This window comes from Peribacillus simplex NBRC 15720 = DSM 1321, from assembly GCF_002243645.1.
Lineage (GTDB): Bacteria > Bacillota > Bacilli > Bacillales > DSM-1321 > Peribacillus > Peribacillus simplex.
In genome coordinates, this window is sequence record NZ_CP017704.1 from 4,036,837 (window position 1) to 4,052,242 (window position 15,406).

The following is a 15,406-nucleotide window of genomic DNA, read 5'->3' on the forward strand; positions in this document are numbered from 1 at the left end:
GGATGATGCAATGAATTGCCAGTCTGCTTTTTCGGCTGCATGAAAACTTAATCTCTTTGTAAACGCGATTTAACAGCGGTGTTTTATTTAAATAGTAGACTAGGGGCTAATGTTATTTCGCGATGGATAGGTTTAAACTCATTCCAGAAGGGGTTTAATAGGGTAGGAGTTCTGCGAAATACGTTAAGTTAGTAAGAATGCGATAAAAAAATAGATACTAATCCCAATTTAGCTTAAATTTTCTCGATATTTTAAAAATAACTGGTAGAATTAGTTACATAACTACAGATGTAGAAAGAGTGATAGTTTTGAAATGGCTAAATAAGATGAAAAAATGGTTCCAAGCAGAGGAAATTATCGAAATCGAAGAAATTATTATAGATGAACCGCTTGATGAAGAGACATTAAGGAAAATGGATTTTTCGAAGCTTTCGAAGTCAAAGGAAGAAGAAATAAAGGTTTACAATCAAAAAGTAGAAAAAATGTCCCAGACGCCGGACCCGGATACGAAAATCCTGTTTCAATATCCAAAAGGACAGTTCAAGTTTCCGCTCATTCCAGACCGGGAGCAGAATAAACGAAAGCCCAGGGAAAGAAACAGGGAAGAACACGAACCCAAACAGGGGAAGAATGTGACCAAAGAAACGACGAGAAGGCCTGGAAAGGATCCAGAACCAAAACGGAGAAGCTTCGACCGGGAGGAAACCTCAAAAATAGTCCCGTCAAACACTCCATTCCGCCCAACGGAAATCCCTTCACCCATTTATGGGTTCCGTCGTCCGGAAAAAAAAATAGTCCCTTCTGAAGAAATTGTCGAATATGAATTAGAAAGCAAAATGCCCGTCCTTAAAAAAGCAGAACCCGATATTGAGATTCCAGTATCAATTCCTGAAATCTCAAAAGAAGTGTCACATGAAGAATTAACGGTAGAACCATCCGTTCTTATACCGGAACAAGTGGAAGAAAAAAGGGAAGATTCGGAGATACCCGCTTTCTTTCGGAGGAACTCCATTGAATCACTGCCAGAAGAAGCAGTAAGCGAGCCTAACATAATTGAGCCTTTGGCAGAAAAAGAAGCTTATGAACAGGACCAAGTTGATTTTGGACGCGAAGTCGCTGTATCCATAATGGGACAGGCGGAAGACATACCGCCTGAAGCTGTATCGGTTCATGGGAAGGTTGCTGTACAATCAACTGAACCATCCGTCAGTCAAGGGACACTGCCTGATAGTGATCCATCAGAGGCAATAACGGAAATAGAGCCTAAACGTCCGAAAAAACATATCCCATTTAATGTAATGATGCTTAAGCAAGATCGGGAAAAAAATCGGTTCATGAATAAAATGATGCCGGAAAAAAAAAGCCCTAATTCGGAAAGGGCAGTAGTTTCATCTGATAAGCAACCAATGAATGATGCTGCTGAAACGGAGGCAGGACAAGCGAAACCATACTCAATTCCTGAACGGGAACCGGAGGAAGGCAGAGTTATATCGAAAGAGGAGACTCCGGTCATTACACCAACCTTTTTGGACACTAAGGTTGGTTCCGAAACCGCCGCCGTGCCTGAAAACAAAGTTGAAACCAAGATCGGTTCGAACCCTGAGCCGATCTTGAAACAGGAATCCCCCATTTCTGGAAATGGGTATCAAGAAGCAGTTTATTCAGAGGCGGCAGCAGAAAGTGGCCAGGGCGATAACCCGGCAGTTTTTGGCTCCGTGGAAGTGGATGATAATCCATACTATGTGTTTCCGAATATCGAATTGCTGACACCTCCCACTTATGCTGTGCATGATGATGAGTGGCTCGAGGAACAGACTTTATTACTTGATGAGACATTGAAAAATTTCAATGTCCGTGCAAAGGTCGTCAATGTCACTCAAGGACCTGCAGTAACTCGTTTCGAGGTGCATCCGGAGCCGGGAGTGAAGGTGAATAAAGTGACGAACCTGATGGATGACATCAAATTGAGCCTTGCTGCTCAGGATATGCGGATGGAAGCGCCTATTCCGGGTAAACATACAATTGGCATTGAGATTCCGAACAGGAAAAGCAAACCGGTATTTTTGCGGGAGGTTTTGGAAAGTACTGAGTTTCAAGAGCATGAATCACCGCTTGCTGTGGCTTTAGGACTCGATATATCCGGTCAGCCGATTATCACGGATTTGAGAAAGATGCCGCATGGATTGATAGCCGGGCAAACGGGATCGGGGAAAAGTGTCTGTATCAACACCATGCTGGTCAGCTTGCTGTATAAAGCGACGCCGCAGGAGTTGAAATTACTGTTGATCGATCCGAAAATGGTCGAGCTTGCCCCATATAACCGGATCCCGCATTTGGTCAGTCCAGTCATAACCGATGTAAAAGCCGCTACGGCTGCGTTGAAATGGGCTGTAGAGGAGATGGAACGGCGTTATGAATTGTTTGTACATGCCGGTGTACGTGATATCACCCGCTTTAATGACCAAGCGGAAAAAGCCGGTCAATATTCAAGCAAGCTGCCTTATATCCTGGTGATCATCGATGAGCTTGCGGATCTAATGATGATGTCCCCGGCTGATGTAGAGGAAGCGATTTGCCGGATTGCTCAAAAGGCCCGTGCCTGCGGCATCCATTTGATTGTAGCCACTCAAAGACCTTCAGTCGATGTCATAACTGGATTGATCAAGGCAAATATTCCGACAAGGATCGCTTTTTCGGTTTCTTCTCAAGTCGACTCCCGTACAATCATCGATAGCGGCGGTGCAGAAAAATTATTGGGAAGAGGAGATATGTTATTCGCTGAAAATGGCTCTTCAAAAACGGTGCGCCTGCAAGGGACTTTTGTGAGTGATGAAGAAATCGATCAAGTCGTCAACCATGTTAAACTGGAGCAGCAGCCGAAATACCTGTTTGAACAAGAAGACTTGCTGAACAGGGCCCAGGTCACGGAAGAAGCGGATGAACTGTTTTTCGAGGCCTGTGAATTTGTCGTGAGCCAGCAGGCTGCATCTGCATCGAGTGTCCAAAGGCGTTTCCGTGTCGGTTATAACCGTGCAGCGCGTCTAATAGAAATGATGGAGCAACAGGGAGTCGTTTCTGAATCCAGGGGTTCAAGGCCCAGGGATGTATTGATTACGGAAGAAGAACTGGAATTTTTACATGTTAATTAAGAGAACCTAATAAAAGGAAATTGTATATAATGTGAAAGGGTGAAAACCCTTTTTTATCACCATAATTGAGGGAAAAGCCAATGATTTGATAAATTGGCATCTGCCTGACATGGATGTATGAATAAAAAAGTGATATAATAGTTTTTTGTTGATGAATGATTGAAAATATAAGCTTGAAAAACCTATGAAGAAATTGCGTTACTAACAAGTCTCGTAATGGAAAAACAAATAAAAGATGACGTCATATACTGTCATACAGGTAGACGATTGGTGGAGGTTCGCTTTATGACTGCTTACCATTTTGTGGGAATTAAAGGGTCGGGTATGAGTGCTCTTGCACAAATACTGCATGATATGAATATTGAAGTGCAGGGTTCCGATTACGAAAAAGAATTTTTTACACAATTGGCATTAGAAAAAGCCGGGATTAAAATCCTTCCTTTCAACGAGGAAAATATTCAACCTGGAATGACCATCATTGCAGGAAATGCGTTTCCGGATAGTCATCCGGAAATCGTGAAGGCAAAAGAACTTGATTTGCCGATTATCCGTTATCACCGTTTCTTAGGTGATTTCATGAAAAACTTCATCAGCGTGGCCGTTACGGGAGCGCATGGTAAAACATCGACGACCGGCTTACTTGCCCATGTAATGGGGGGCGCTAAACCGACATCCTTCTTGATTGGGGATGGAACGGGTAAAGGAATCGCGAATTCTGATTACTTCGTATTCGAAGCATGTGAATATCGCCGTCATTTCCTTTCCTATTATCCGGATTATGCAATCATGACGAATATCGATTTTGATCATCCTGATTATTACGCCAATGTCGAAGACGTGTTCGAGGCTTTCCAAACGATGGCCCTTCAAGTCAACAAAGGCATCATTGCGTGCGGGGATGATGAGCATTTACCACATATTCAGGCGAAAGTACCGGTTATTTTTTACGGATTTGCAGAAGGAAATGATTTTCAAGCGAAAAATGTTTCCGTCACTCCGGATGGCACGACTTTTGATGTGCATGTAAGGAACAATTACTATGATACATTCACTATTCCTACTTTTGGAAAGCATAATGTGTTGAATGCACTTGGTGTCATTGCACTTTGTAAATATGAAAACTTGGATACGGAAGCTGTGAAAGCCCAATTGCGGACTTTTGGCGGAGTTAAACGCCGGTTCTCCGAAAAGGAAATCGGAAGTCAGATCATCATTGATGATTATGCACACCATCCGACCGAGATTTCTGCAACTGTTGACTCGGCGCGTCAGAAATATCCAGAGCGTGAAGTTGTTGCGGTATTCCAGCCACATACTTTCTCGAGAACGCAGGCATTTCTGGATGAATTCGCCGACAGCTTGAATTTGGCCGACAAAGTATACTTATGTGAAATTTTTGGATCTGCTCGTGAACATCAAGGGAAGTTATCGATTGAAGACCTTCAAGATAAGATTCCCGGTGCCGAGCTGATTACGGAGAACACAACATCAATATTGCAAAATCATGAAAACAGTGTCGTGTTATTCATGGGTGCGGGGGACATTCAAAAGTTCCAAGCAGCCTATGAGCATTCACTGCAGGTAAAATAAAAAAAACGACCATCCGTTAGTAGCGGGTCGGTCGTTTTTTTATTGGTTTTGATGTTATTTTAAATTTTCTGGATTTAAATTTTCCAGTTCCGGTAAAACGAAGCGTCCGTCCTTACGTATTAAGACGTCATCAAAATGGATTTCCCCGCCGCCATATTCAGGTCGCTGAATATTGACAAGGTCCCAGTGAATGTCTGAATGGTTTCCGTTAAAGGCATCATCATAGCATTGTCCGGGAGTGAAATGAAAACTTCCATCAATTTTTTCATCAAAGAGGATATCTTGCATCGGATGTAGAATATAAGGATTTACACCAATTGCAAATTCACCGACATATCGTGCGCCTTCATCAGTATCAAAAATTTTGTTGATGCGTTCCGTATCATTCGCAACCGCTTCAACGATTTTTCCATCCTTGAATGTTAACTTCACGTTTTCAAAAGTAAAACCCTGATAAGGGGACGGAGTATTATACGAAATCACTCCATTGATGGAATCTTTAACTGGAGCCGTATATACTTCACCGTCAGGAATGTTCAGCTCACCCGCACATTTGATGGCTTTAATGTCTTTGATGGAGAAGGTTAGGTCCGTACCGGGCCCAGTTAAGCGGACCTTATCCGTTTTATCCATCAATTCAACAAGGTTGTCCATTGCTGCGCTCATTTTGCCATAGTCGAGGTTGCAGACTTCGAAATAAAAGTCTTCGAATGCTTCTGTGCTCATTTTGGCTAATTGGGCCATGGAATTTGTCGGGTAGCGAAGTACGACCCATTTTGTTTTTGGCACGCGGATATTTCTATGTACTTTACCGACTGTCTGTCCATGAATCGCCATCTTCTCTGAAGGGACATCGGATTGTTCATTGATATTATCCCCGGCACGAAGTCCGATATAAGCATCCATCTGGTTCATTACGTTAGCTTCAAACTCACCCATCATCTTGTACTGTTCTTCTTTGGCACCCATCAGCAAGGCACGATCCACTTGGTGATCCTTTAACAGGACGAATGGGTAACCACCTGCTGCATAGGCTTCATTCACAAGTGCATTAACAAGTTCACGCTGCAATCCAAAGTTTTCGATCAAGATTCTTTCACCTTTTTGAAGCTTCACGGAATAATTGATTAAGTTTTTGGCCAATGTACCAATTCTGGGATCTTTCATAAAAAATACCTCCATTGTTTAAATTCGACTTATCTTTTCTATCATACCCGATTTCCTGCCATAAGTGTCACCCATGAATTTCAAGGAGGAACTGGATGCAGACAACAATATTTCCAGATTAGGGTTTGATAGGGTATATTCAAAAAATAAATAAGTTTATAATAATAGGGAAGGGGTAATTAATATCTAACAGCTAAAAAATAAGTCGATTTTTTTCGGAGGTGTTCCAATGGAGATTATTTTATACGTAAGTGCTGCTGTTGCAGCGATAGCTTTTTTGGTACTTGTTATTTTCCTAACAAAGGTACTGACATCACTTCAAACTACCCTGGACAGTGTGGCCCGGACGCTGACAGGACTAGAGAGCCAAATGCAGGGCATAACGCTCGAAACTACTCAGTTATTACATAAAACGAATACGTTGGCTGAAGATTTGCAGCATAAGTCAGAAAACCTGAACACGGTGGTGGATGCCGTGAAGGATGTAGGCACATCCATCTCTAGTTTTAATTCTTCCATCCAAAAGGTTTCCCATAAAGTGCAGGCTGAGATTGATAATAATCAAGAACGAATCTCACAAATCGTACAATGGAGCAATGTAGCCATGGAGATCAGGGACAAATGGAAATCCAGAAGCAAACAGGCTGCCCCGACCCCAACCGAAAGGGCGGAGTTAGAAAGGGAAGCACTGGAAACAGATAACCTACCTAAAAAAAGGTTTTTACGTTCTAGATCTTAAAATCTAGTTAAATAAAAATGAACTGAAAATTGAAAGGGGAATGTATTATGACTCAAAAAGAATTTGCGGCAAAGGACTATCAGAAATCTTATGAGGACGAACGCGACTCGATCAATTCGAAGGACTTTATGATTGGCGCCTTGATCGGCGGGATGATCGGAGCAGCTACAGCTTTGTTCATGGCCCCGAAAACAGGCAAGGAATTAAGGAATGACTTCAATGAACAAGCTAAAAACATTTCAGAGAAAACAGAAAGATTAAGACTAACGGCGATGGAAAAAGGTACAGTCCTTGCTGATACTGCAAAAGAAAAAACAAGCTCCGTCACTGGAATCGTTTCCAACAAATCTTCAAATATCGTCAATAAAGTGAAAAGCCTAAAAACGGGAAAAGAAAACGGCGACGCGGCTGATAATACGACGAATTCTAGCAATAAGGATATAGATGTAACCGGAACTTCCGATTCTCCTATCGTATCCGTCGAAACGAACTTTGCTAACGGCAATGACTCAGAAAATAATCTTGCAGATCCTACAAGCGGAAACAAGAATGCGGCAAAATTAAAACTTGATGAAGCGAAAAAGGCATTTGATGAAACAGAGAATAATCTAAAGAAATAAACTCCTTGGATTCCTTTAATGGGGATGAATAGGCATAAAGGGACGAAGAATAAGGCGGTGAAGTGCTTCGATGGCTTCATCGCCTTTTTGATGGTAAAATTTATATGGACAAGGAAAGGAGACTGTTTTATGGTCATGAGTAAAATCGAAACAGAAGAACAATTCAATGAGCTTCTAAAAGAGGATACATTCCTGCTTTTCAAGCATAGTGTAACATGCCCGGTCAGTGCTGAAGCATTTGAACAATATGAGAGGTACATTTTAGATAACGAACAACTTAAAACGGCCTATTTAGCCGTTCAGGAAGCTCGTCCACTATCCAATTATGTGGCAGAAACATTTGATGTCAAACATCAATCCCCTCAGGCCATCCTGTTTAAAAGTGGAAAACCTGCCTGGAATGAATCTCATTGGCGGATTACATATGATTCATTGAGCAAGGCCATTACTGAATGAATTATGAAGGCCGGATCCCTTTGGTAAGGGGTCCGGCCTTTTATTATTCCATCTGGTGGCCATAGGATTATTAAATGGTCTCCAGGGGAAACCTTTTCTTGAAAGGTGTTGCCTGTTCATTTAGATTTAGCTACGCAAGGAGTTCTGGCAGCTGCAACTCCTTAATCATTTCTGGATGGCTCCAGGCAAGTGGCAGACGATTTGATCATGGTCCAATGCTCTTGAGATAAAATATCAATTAAATTATAGCTTTCCTGTTCTATTTCCAATATAATTCCTACAACGGATCGTGTTTAAATATCCAGTGTAAAACGTTTTTCTTGCATGAGTAGCACCTGCATTTATGCATTTATAACTTTAATGCTTAAAAGCGTTTAATTATTAAAGAAAAATATAGTGACATTTATGGATACTTCATTTATAATTGATTTAATCATACATGAAATATTCTAAATTTTTCATTGATAAAACAATCGGGGTGGATGAACGAGGATCCAGATGGGATTTTTTTAGTTTGAGTCCGCTGAACCGATTTCTATTTTAAAAAACGAAGGGATGGATTTGTAATGAGCAACAAAGAGCTTGATGGACTTCGTAATCAACTGGATGATGTGAACCTTCAGTTATTACATCTTATTAATCAACGTGCTGAACTTGTACAGGAAATTGGTCGCGTTAAAGAAAAACAAGGTGTAAACCGTTACGATCCGGTCCGTGAAAGAACAATGCTGGATCTTATCGAAGCCAATAATCAAGGACCGCTTGATCTTGGTTCGATTAAACATATCTTTAAAGAAATCTTTAAATTGGGCTTAGAGCTACAAAAAGATGATCAGAAGAAAACGCTTCTTGTATCAAGAAAACAAAAGGCTGAAGACACTATCATCGACATTAAGGGTGAATTGATCGGTAACGGGATCCCTAGCTTTGTTTTCGGACCATGTGCCGTTGAATCTTATGAACAGACAGCTGCGGTGGCGGAAGTCATTAAAGCTAAAGGTCTGAAATTGATGCGCGGCGGTGCATTTAAGCCACGTACATCTCCATATGACTTCCAAGGGCTTGGTTTGGAAGGTTTACAAATACTTAAACGTGTTGCTGATGAATACGGCTTGGCTGTCATCAGTGAAATCGTGAGTGCCAACGATATCGAAGCGGCGATCGATCATATCGATGTCATCCAAATCGGGGCGCGCAACATGCAAAACTTCGACTTGCTAAAAGCGGCTGGTGCCGTAAATAAACCAGTTCTTTTAAAACGTGGATTGGCTGCAACGATTGAAGAGTTCATTCATGCAGCGGAATACATCATGTCGCAGGGCAATGGCAACATTATCCTTTGTGAACGCGGTATCCGTACTTACGAAAAAGCAACAAGAAATACACTTGATATCTCTGCTGTACCGATTTTAAAACAAGAAACTCATTTACCGGTCATGGTTGATGTAACGCATTCAACTGGACGTCGCGATCTCCTGCTTCCTACGGCTAAAGCGGCTCTTGCAATCGGTGCTGACGGTGTTATGGCTGAAGTGCATCCGGATCCTTCCGTTGCATTATCGGATTCTGCACAGCAAATGGACTTCAAACAATTTGATGAATTCTACGATGAAATTAAACGTTTGAACTGGGTAACTGTATAAGCTGGAAAGTCTATAAATGATCTACTTACGGCCCTTACCAACTTGGCAAGGGCTTTTTTTAATGGTAAAATACCTATTTTTGCAGAAAAAGCTTCGAAATAAGCACTATTGGATTGCAGGAAAGATTCGTCTATCGTATGATAAATAACAAGAATGAGAACTGTTCGGAAGATTGAGTCATACATAAAGTGATTTCTATGTGAATTTTATACTTGAATAGGGTATTGAATATTTGACTGAGAAGAGAGTAGGACTGCATTTTTTGTTAGGCAGATCGTTCCTAAAATAATCTTCCTTATAGAGGAAAACGCATAAAAGATTTATTTTCGAAATAATTCGGGTCTTTTATGGGAAAAATGAAAGAAATGGAGGAATGGATGAATGAATAATATAACCATTTATGATGTGGCGCGTGAGGCGAATGTTTCCATGGCCACCGTTTCCCGCGTAGTTAACGGGAATCCAAATGTAAAGCCTGCAACAAGGAAGAAAGTTTCCGATGTGATTGAGAAGTTAGGGTACCGTCCCAATGCAGTGGCAAGGGGACTTGCTTCAAAGAAAACGACTACAGTCGGGGTCATCATCCCTGATATCTCAAGCATCTTTTTTGCCGAATTGGCACGGGGCATAGAAGATATAGCCACCATGTATAAATATAATATCATTCTAAGCAGTTCTGATGAGAATATAGATAAGGAATTCCATTTGTTGAATACGATGCTTGGAAAACAAGTGGATGGTATCGTATTCATGGGCGGCAACATTTCTGATGAGCATGTCAAAGAGTTTAAGAATTCACCGGTTCCAATCGTTCTAGCAGGTTCGGTTGATGAAAGCGGACAAGTTCCATCGGTTAATATTGATTATGAGGCGGCGGCATTCGACGCAGTGACCTTCTTCGCTAAAAAAGGCCACAAGCATATCGCTTTTGTAAGCGGAAACCCTTCCGCGCTGATTAATGAAATGAAATTGACTGGTTATAAACGAGGGTTGAAGGAAGCTGGGCTTTCATTTGATGAAAGTTATATCGTTGAAGGTGATTATACATATGATTCAGGAATTGAGTCTTTTGAAAAGTACCTGGAAGCTGAAAACAGACCGACGGCATTCATCGCCGGTGCTGATGAAATGGCGCTTGGAATTGTCCATGCCGCACAGGACAAAGGGTATAATGTACCGGAAGACTTTGAAGTGATCAGCTTCGATAATACGAGATTGACATTGATGGTGCGTCCTCAAATCACGACGATCGTTCAACCTTTATATGATATAGGTGCGGTTGCGATGAGGCTTCTTACAAAGTTGATGAATAAAGAACAAGTGGAGGAAGGCCTTGAAAAAGTGATCCTGCCACATCGGATTGAAAACCGTCAATCAACGAAATAAACTGGTTCGGAGAGTGTCCCGAGGGCACTCTCTTTTGTTTCTCAAATGTATTCCCGAACAAAAAAAGATCGTTTTTCAACGATCTTGGTTAACTTTGTTCATTGCTTTTCGACGTTTGCTTGGAAGACCTGATGGGATAAAGGACTTTTTCAAGCGTCAGGGCATTTTTCTCGGTAATTTCAGGCTTCCTCGGAATGGGTTCGTATATATCCTCCATGTCATCCCATTCATTCGGTAGGGGAACAGGGGACTCAGGCTGCCAGCAATCGAGCCATTCCTTTGATAGGGGACCTGAAATATCATTATTCGTCATTTCAAGCCAGACCCTCGCCCAAGCCCTCGGGACAACGCGCCATATATCATATCCGCCGCCGCCTACTGCAATCCACCGTCCTTCGCAATACTTATGGGCCATTTCGTGGGCCAACTTTGGTATTTCCCTATAAATCTTCATGGTGGCAGATAAATGGGTGAGCGGATCGTAATAATGGGAGTCGGCTCCGTTTTGCGTTAATATGACATCCGGTTTGAAGAACTCTATGACCTCTTTAAAGGAAGCCCTATAGCAATCGAGCCAGGATTCATCTTCAGTGAACGCATCGACCGGGATGTTGAATGAATAGCCGTAGCCTTTTCCCTGGCCCCGCTCGTTAATATTACCTGTTCCGGGAAATAAGTAGCGCCCTGTTTCATGGATGGATAGGGTGCATACATCCGGATCATCATAAAATGACCATTGGACTCCGTCACCATGATGTGCATCGGTATCGACATACAAGACACGCGCCCCATATTTTTTTTGCAGGTATTTAATCGCGACCGAACTATCGTTGTAAATGCAAAAGCCCGAGGCTTTCCCGCGGAAACCGTGATGCAAGCCACCGCCAAGATTAAGTGCGTGCAGGGACTGACCGGTCATGACGGCATCAACAGCCGTCAAGGTACCGCCTACAAGCAAGGCGCTTGCCTCGTGCATTTTGGGGAAGATAGGGGTATCCTCTGTTCCTAGCCCATAATTTACTGCCTTTTCAGGGGGGAGCTTTCCCTGGCCTGCCAATCTGACAGCGTTTACATAATGGTGATCATGGATCAGTTCCAATTCTGTATCGGTAGCCATTCTGGGCTTGATAATTTGATCATCATTGATGGCATGGTGTTTTTTTAATAGATCAAGCGTGAGTTTAAGCCGTTTTTGATTGAATGGATGCTCATCGTTGAATTTGTAGGTAAGGAGTTCATCCGAATAGACGAAAAGGGATGTATCATTCATGTGAAATCCCCGGTAGACTAGGCCATAAAATGGTATAGCCTTCTTTCTTCAAATCCTCCACCACCATAAATGGATTCATCGTCTGTACACGAATTACAAGAATTTTATAATCGGTTCCATTTTTTTCAGGATAAACTAGGGTGCTCAGGATATTCGTATTGCGCCTTTTGAAAATATGGGCAATATCATGAAGGGAACCTGCCTTATCCGGGATTCTGATTTCGATTTGGGAACCGGGCTGATTGACTCCAGTCAACTCAACGTATGAATGAAGTAAATCAGAACCGGTTATGATGCCCACTAACTTCCTTCCCTTTACGATTGGGAGGCAGCTGATATTGTTATCACAAAAAACAGCCCCGATTTCTTCCACGAAATCCAGCGGGTGCCCCGTAATTATTTCCGTTTTCATGATGCTTGATAGTGGTTTTTGTAAATCATTTTTGTATTCTTCGGTACGGAATATAGAAGGGGCAGCATCCCGAATATCACGGTCGCTGACTAATCCCACAAGTTGAAAGCTGTCATCGACAATGGGTATATGACGAATTCGCTTCTCCTTGATGATCAAGACAGCGCTATGGATTGTATCCGTTGGAGTGAGGGTGATAATATCCTCATTCATTATTGTTTCAACAATCATTTTCCTTCCTCCTCTTACTCGCCTCTTTAATACATAAACCGATTCATAAAACGCAATTGGTCGAACTTCTGGATGGATTCCGGCGGGACTCTTTTGCCAATACGGGCCATCAGGCAGTTGGCCGGGTGGGAACTGATTTCAGGATCATCTGTTGCAAAGTAGACCAAGCCACCCGCACTCATCATTTTTTCCATGACCTTGCGATATTCCCAAATATTCAGCCCTGTCCCTTTCAAATCCCAATGCCAATAGTATTCAGTGGTGATGATGATGAAGTCTTCAACCGAATTGTCTTCCATTGAAAGGCGGATTAGGTTCTTCCCGACGGAGGCACCCCGGTATTTAGGGATGACCTCGATTGCACCAAGCTCAATCAGGTCCTCCATCTCGATTTCCGACCAGCGCTCCAAGGGATCGGGATATAAGTAAGTTACATAACCCACGATTGTTTCATTTTCACGGGCGATAAAGATCCTGCCCTCAGGTAAGTCTGCAATCTCTATTAACGCTTTATGCTGCAAAGCAGGCGGGCGAAAGGCGACCAAGTCTTCGTGAAACTCATAAGTGGACATTTTTTCGCCGCTTAACGGCCCCTCGATGATGAGCGTTCCGCTTAATGTCTGCAGTTCCTTAGTATAAAAGGTCTTATTATATTCCATTCTTTCACCACCCTTGTTATATAGTAATCTTACACTCTCGCATGTCTAGTTTGACCGAATGGAAAGCTTACATAAATTATACTTGAAAACAAGGGGCATAATTCAGAAAGTTCAAAGCATATTTGAATCTTTTGTTACAGTGCTTCTTCTTTCCCGGCCATCAATATGCATTTAAATTAACTATATAACAATATACTAGGAATTTTCAAAATTCAGCAAACTAGATTTTCCCTAATATGGAAGTGTTCAATATTTTAAAAATTGAGATAATTCTATTCTTATACTATAATGAAAATATAGAGCCGAATAAAGGGGGAGTTTGTCGTATGAATGTGAAAGCGTTGCCAGTAGTGGAAGGTAATTATAATTTAAAGAATTATGATGAAAAATACAAGAAGTTTGACTGGTCAGAGACGGAAAAGGAATTCTCCTGGTCTGAAACCGGTAAAGTGAATCTTGCGTATGAAGCCATTGACCGCCATGTCGAAACATACAAAAAGAATAAAGTAGCCCTTTATTACAAAGACGATAACAGAAATGAAAAGTATACATTCAAGGAAATGAAAGATTATACGAACCAAGCGGCCAATGTGTTCAAGAACATTGCCAATGTTGAAAAAGGTGATCGTGTTTTCATCTTCATGCCTCGCTCCCCGGAGCTTTATTTTGCATTGTTGGGTGCGATTAAAACGGGAGCGGTCGTAGGGCCGTTGTTCGAAGCCTTCATGGAAGGCGCCATAAGGGATCGTCTTGAAGATAGTGAGGCAAGTGTGATTGTGACGACACCTGAACTTTTGCCGCGCGTCCCAGTGGATGAATTACCCCATTTAAAGCATATATTCTTGGTGGGGGAAAACATAAAAGAAGAAGGAAAGTACCATCACTTCAATAAAAAGTTAAAAGAAGCCGACAAAAAATTCGAAATTGAATGGGTGGATCGGAATGACGGTCTGATTCTTCACTATACCTCCGGTTCCACAGGCAAACCAAAAGGAGTGCTTCACGTTCATAACGCGATGATCCAGCATTATCAAACGGCAAGATGGGTCCTTGATTTGCAGGACGAGGACGTGTATTGGTGCACAGCGGACCCTGGATGGGTGACAGGGACGTCATACGGGATCTTTGGGCCGTGGCTAACAGGGACCTCGAATGTCATTGTAGGCGGGCGATTCAAGCCTGAATCCTGGTACAAGACCTTGGAGGATTTTGGTGTCACGGTATGGTATAGTGCCCCGACAGCCTTCAGGATGCTGATGGGCGCAGGTGATGAAATCGTTAAGCGGTTCGATTTAAGTTCTCTACGCCATATTTTAAGTGTCGGTGAACCGTTGAACCCGGAAGTGGTGCGTTGGGGAATGAAGGTATTCAATCACCGGATCCATGATACATGGTGGATGACGGAGACCGGGGCTCAGGTCATCTGTAATTATCCTTGCCTGGAAATCAAACCGGGTTCGATGGGTAAACCGATTCCTGGTGTGATAGCGGCAATAGTGGATGATCAAGGCAACGAGCTTCCGCCGCATAGAATGGGGAACCTTGCCATCAAGAAAGGGTGGCCTTCGATGATGAAGACCGTCTGGAAGAATGAAGCGAAATATGAATCTTACTTTATGCCAGGTGATTGGTATGTTTCCGGAGATTCCGCATATATGGATGAAGATGGTTTTTTCTGGTTCCAAGGCCGGGTTGATGATGTCATCATGACGGCAGGGGAGAGAGTAGGACCTTTCGAAGTGGAAAGCAAGTTGGTCGAGCATCCAGCCGTAGCTGAAGCGGGGGTCATCGGTAAGCCAGATCCAGTTCGGGGAGAAATTATCAAAGCGTTTATCGCCCTTCGTGACGGATACGATGCAAACGATGAGTTGATTGAGGAAATTCGTACATTTGTAAAGCATGGTCTAGCAGCACATGCGGCACCTCGTGAAATTGAATTCAGGGATAAACTTCCTAAAACAAGAAGCGGTAAAATAATGCGCCGTGTCTTGAAAGCTTGGGAGCTTGATCTGCCAACTGGTGATTTATCATCGATGGAGGATTGATAAACTGAGTCATACTGATTATTGAGAAGGAAAAGGCAT

Annotated in this window: 12 protein-coding genes; 8 read left to right on the forward strand and 4 right to left on the reverse strand. The window is 42.5% G+C overall.

Going from position 1 to position 15,406, the window contains the following annotated elements; all coding sequences use genetic code 11:
• Positions 1–308: 308 nt before the first annotated feature.
• Both BS1321_RS19525 and murC read left to right on the forward strand, forming a co-directional pair.
• Complete coding sequence (locus BS1321_RS19525) at positions 309–3,149, forward strand: DNA translocase FtsK (protein WP_063232674.1); 2,841 nt, start codon at positions 309–311, stop codon at positions 3,147–3,149.
• 285 nt (positions 3,150–3,434) lie between these two features.
• A complete protein-coding gene (gene murC, locus BS1321_RS19530; protein ID WP_063232675.1) occupies positions 3,435–4,739 on the forward strand; it encodes a UDP-N-acetylmuramate--L-alanine ligase in 1,305 nt (434 codons plus the stop codon).
• Between the two features lie 54 nt (positions 4,740–4,793).
• Here murC and BS1321_RS19535 read toward each other — a convergent pair whose 3' ends face one another.
• Positions 4,794–5,906 (reverse strand): aminopeptidase, encoded by a 1,113-nt coding sequence (locus tag BS1321_RS19535; RefSeq protein WP_063232676.1) that lies wholly within the window; start codon positions 5,904–5,906, stop codon positions 4,794–4,796.
• A 229-nt stretch (positions 5,907–6,135) separates the two neighbouring features.
• Between BS1321_RS19535 and BS1321_RS19540 the strand changes: the two genes are divergently transcribed.
• The 5 genes from BS1321_RS19540 to ccpA all read left to right on the forward strand — a co-directional run bounded on the left by BS1321_RS19540 (position 6,136) and on the right by ccpA (position 10,750).
• Positions 6,136–6,645, forward strand: a complete 510-nt coding sequence (locus BS1321_RS19540; RefSeq protein WP_063232677.1) for a DUF948 domain-containing protein — start codon at positions 6,136–6,138, stop codon at positions 6,643–6,645.
• Between the two features lie 47 nt (positions 6,646–6,692).
• Entirely contained in the window at positions 6,693–7,265 is a 573-nt protein-coding gene (locus tag BS1321_RS19545) for a YtxH domain-containing protein (protein WP_063232678.1), read from the forward strand.
• A 129-nt stretch (positions 7,266–7,394) separates the two neighbouring features.
• Positions 7,395–7,721, forward strand: a complete 327-nt coding sequence (gene ytxJ, locus BS1321_RS19550) for a bacillithiol system redox-active protein YtxJ (RefSeq protein ID WP_063232871.1) — start codon at positions 7,395–7,397, stop codon at positions 7,719–7,721.
• Positions 7,722–8,287: 566 nt separating this feature from the next.
• A complete protein-coding gene (locus tag BS1321_RS19555; protein WP_063232679.1) occupies positions 8,288–9,364 on the forward strand; it encodes a bifunctional 3-deoxy-7-phosphoheptulonate synthase/chorismate mutase in 1,077 nt (358 codons plus the stop codon).
• 381 nt (positions 9,365–9,745) lie between these two features.
• A complete protein-coding gene (ccpA, locus tag BS1321_RS19560; RefSeq protein ID WP_063232680.1) occupies positions 9,746–10,750 on the forward strand; it encodes a catabolite control protein A in 1,005 nt (334 codons plus the stop codon).
• 88 nt (positions 10,751–10,838) lie between these two features.
• On the opposite strand, the gene BS1321_RS19565 is transcribed toward ccpA, so the two are convergent.
• Genes BS1321_RS19565 through BS1321_RS19575 form a run of 3 tightly spaced genes read right to left on the reverse strand, consistent with a single transcriptional unit; the run spans position 10,839 to position 13,322 of the window.
• Positions 10,839–12,020, reverse strand: a complete 1,182-nt coding sequence (locus BS1321_RS19565; RefSeq protein ID WP_063232681.1) for an acetoin utilization protein AcuC — start codon at positions 12,018–12,020, stop codon at positions 10,839–10,841.
• Entirely contained in the window at positions 12,013–12,663 is a 651-nt protein-coding gene (locus BS1321_RS19570; protein ID WP_063232682.1) for an acetoin utilization AcuB family protein, read from the reverse strand. Before BS1321_RS19570 ends, BS1321_RS19565 begins: the two co-directional genes overlap by 8 nt.
• 26 nt (positions 12,664–12,689) lie before the next feature.
• Positions 12,690–13,322: a GNAT family N-acetyltransferase gene (locus tag BS1321_RS19575; protein WP_063232683.1), complete on the reverse strand. Its 633-nt coding sequence runs from the start codon at positions 13,320–13,322 to the stop codon at positions 12,690–12,692.
• Between the two features lie 326 nt (positions 13,323–13,648).
• On the opposite strand from BS1321_RS19575, the gene acsA reads away from it, so the two are divergent.
• Positions 13,649–15,367: an acetate--CoA ligase gene (acsA, locus tag BS1321_RS19580; RefSeq protein WP_063232684.1), complete on the forward strand. Its 1,719-nt coding sequence runs from the start codon at positions 13,649–13,651 to the stop codon at positions 15,365–15,367.
• Positions 15,368–15,406: the final 39 nt, after the last annotated feature.